General features: G+C 34.8%; 2 protein-coding genes. One reads left to right on the top strand and one right to left on the bottom strand.

What is annotated here, in order from left to right:
- Window positions 1-746: 746 nt before the first annotated feature.
- A complete protein-coding gene (locus tag AB1630_08085; GenBank protein MEW6103751.1) occupies window positions 747-2576 on the bottom strand; it encodes an ASKHA domain-containing protein in 1830 nt (609 codons plus the stop codon).
- Window positions 2577-2684: 108 nt separating this feature from the next.
- On the opposite strand from AB1630_08085, the gene AB1630_08080 reads away from it, so the two are divergent.
- On the top strand, window positions 2685-3163 hold a 479-nt coding region (locus AB1630_08080), incomplete at its 3' end, for a protein-L-isoaspartate(D-aspartate) O-methyltransferase (GenBank protein MEW6103750.1).

Here is a 3163-nt window from a genome sequence, read left to right as displayed (position 1 = left end):
CCCATTCTCCCCTTTTTCTGTGAAACGGAGAAATTTCTCCCCTTCTTAAGATTCTCCCTTTCTCCCCTTCTCCCTCTCTCCAATTCATCCATTCTCCGTTTCTCTCTGTAATGACTGAATAGTTACGTTCTTTTAACCTTGCTAATTGGCTCTTTGGTTCTTCTTAAGCCTACCCTTGATAAGATGAATATTGCAGAGATTATTGATAATATAGTAAAACAAGATTGGTTTTCGTAGTATATGTTGAGCCTCTTTTCATTAGTTTGAATGCTCCAATAAAATAAAACTAAAAACTTAAAACTAAAAACTAAAAACTTTGGTTAATTTTTATAAAATCCTTACATAAGTTTTGCGTTTTGCGTTTTGCACTTTGAATTTTATTAAATCCTTACCATAAGTTTTGCGTTTTGCGTTTTGCACTTTGAATTTTCTTTCACACATACAATCCTTGAAATTCGTATATATCAGGTCTTCTCAGCCCAACCCAATGGCTACTAAAGGAGAAAGGATAATTATGGCTATACTATGCTTTTGGCAAAATTTAAGAAACTAGATTAGAATCTTTATCTCTTTAAAGCCCTACAACGGAATGTTTTGATGGTATTTAACAAAAAAATCTACAAAGGAAAAAAGAGATTATCTTTTTGTGATGCGTTTTTGATATAATATATCCTGTTTAGAGGTAATTCTGGACAAAGGTAGCGAAATATAGGAAATTAAGCGGACAAAATTCTGCACATCAAAAGCTAAACACATGGCAAATTTTTCCATACCTTTGGGAATTTCTCGCAATCTGTATGTGGAATAAACATAGATGCAATGTATTCATTCATAAAATCAGAAGAATTTGAAAGCTCTATGTTTGTAATAGAACCCGCTGTTTTCTCTATTTCTCTCATTATATCTTTTGAAAAAGAAGCCATTGTTGCTCCAATTAAAGAGCCATTGCCAAAGAAATGGAATCTATCCAAAGGTATCTCGGGAAATAGCCCAATTTGAATTGCTTTTTCTGGGATTATATGAGAGCCAAGGTTTCCTGCAATTATTACCCTTTCAATATCACTTGGCTTTATATCCGCTGTTTTAAGAAGAACAGATATTCCCGCAAATATTGCTGCCTTTGCCCTCACTATATTATCAATATCAGCGCTTGTTATTACAAGCTCACTGTTATTTAAGGTTTCATTAGCAAACGCAATAACATATTCTTTTTCTCTTATCCTTTTATTTTTTATTCTTGGCTCAAATTTTGCCTTTTGGTTTATTATTCCTGCAAAGAGCATTTGAGGCAGAATCTCAATAATGCCTGCACCACATATACCCCTTGGTTTTATCCCTCCAATGGTAGTAATTTCAGGCTCTCCCATTTTATCTATTACAATCTCATCAATTGCTCCCCTTTGTGCCCTCATTCCACACTTAATCCCTCCTCCTTCAAATGCAGGACCTGCTGATGTGGAAGCAGAAAGGAGAAAATCGCAATTTCCCAGGACAATCTCACCATTTGTTCCTAAATCAACATAGAGGGTAAGAGCAGAAGATTTTGCCATTTTGCAGGCAACAATGCCTCCTGTTATATCACCTCCAATATATGAAGAAACAAGGGGAATGGTATAAAGGAGGGTTGGTAAGCTAAATTTAAGGCCAATAGATTCTGTCTTAATTGGAATGTGATTTACAAATGCTGGAACATATGGCTCTTCCCTTATATACTTTGGGTCTATTCCAAGCAATAAATGTGTCATTGTTGTATTTCCAGCACAGACAATATAAGAAATTTCATCTTTCTCTATTTTTGTCTCATAAAGAAGCTCATTGATTATTCCCTCCATTGTTTCAACAACCTTGCTTTGGAGAGCGTAAAGCCCATCTTTCTTTTGTGAATAGACAATCCTTGTAATAACATCATCGCCGTAGATAATTTGCTTGTTATAATCTGATGCCTCAGCAAGAATTCTTTTGTTTCCTAAATCAAGAAGCCTTCCATAGACAGAGGTTGTTCCAATGTCAAACGATAAGGCATAATGCCTTTCTTCTTTATTCCCTGGCTCTATTCTAATTATCTCTTTATCCTTTATTGTTGCCGTTATTTTAAAATTATCCTTCCTTAATTCCTTTGAAATGGTTTTAAGACAATTGAATGAAGTGCCATAATCTAGCCCAATTTCTCTCTTTATCCTTCCTATATCATCAATATTATCATGTTGTGTTGGAGGTGAAAGCTCAATGTATCTTTTTTCAATTAAAGGAGAGAGATTAAATTCTTGAATAAGGGAGGAATCCTCAAACAAAGAACCATTTTTTAAGACATTTTTGTCTAATATGGGAGAAAATTCTGGAATTCTTATTTTAAGGTCTGATTTTGGTTTTACCTGACAGGCAAGGATAAAATCTCCTTTTTTTACCTCTGGAAAAACCTCTCCATCCTCAAGGATAACTCTACATTTTCCACAGGTTCCATCTCCACCACACCCTGCTGGAATAAATAAAGAGGATTTTGTTATTGCTGAAAGAATGGTCTCCTTTTCGTCTATTTCTATCTCCATTTTTGATGGCTCAAAGGTAATTTTAACCATTTAAAAATTGTAAAAACATATCTTTAAGAAGTCAATCAGAAGGGATTAAGTAAAAAATTGTGGAAATTTGGGCAAGAGGTTATACTATATCTATAAATAATAGAATTTATGGAAGAAGATATTTATAGAAAAAGAAGGATAATGATGGTTAAGGAGCAGATAGAGGGAAGGGGGATTAGGGATAAAGGGGTTTTATCTGCAATGTTAGATATTCCAAGGGATGTATTTGTTGGTGAAAATGAAAAAGAGGATGCATATAAGGATTTTCCCCTTCCCATTGGTTATGGTCAAACAATCTCCCAGCCATACATTGTTGCCTTGATGACATCCCTTCTTAAATTGCAGGGAGACGAGGCTGTTTTAGAAATAGGAACAGGCTCTGGCTATCAGGCTGCAATATTAAGCCATTTGGCAGCTAAGGTTTGGACAATTGAAAGGATTTCTGAATTAAAAGATAGGGCAAAAAAGACATTAGAGAAACTTGGGATTAAAAATGTTAGTGTTATAGTTGGCAATGGAACATTGGGGCTTCCAGAATATGCACCCTATGATAGGATAATTATAACAGCCGCATCACCTGATATTCC

The sequence above is a fragment of the bacterium genome, from assembly GCA_040753555.1.
Classification (GTDB): domain Bacteria; phylum UBA9089; class UBA9088; order UBA9088; family UBA9088; genus JBFLYE01.
Note: the sequence above shows the minus strand (reverse complement) of the source record. Positions and strands in the feature narration are given on the sequence as shown.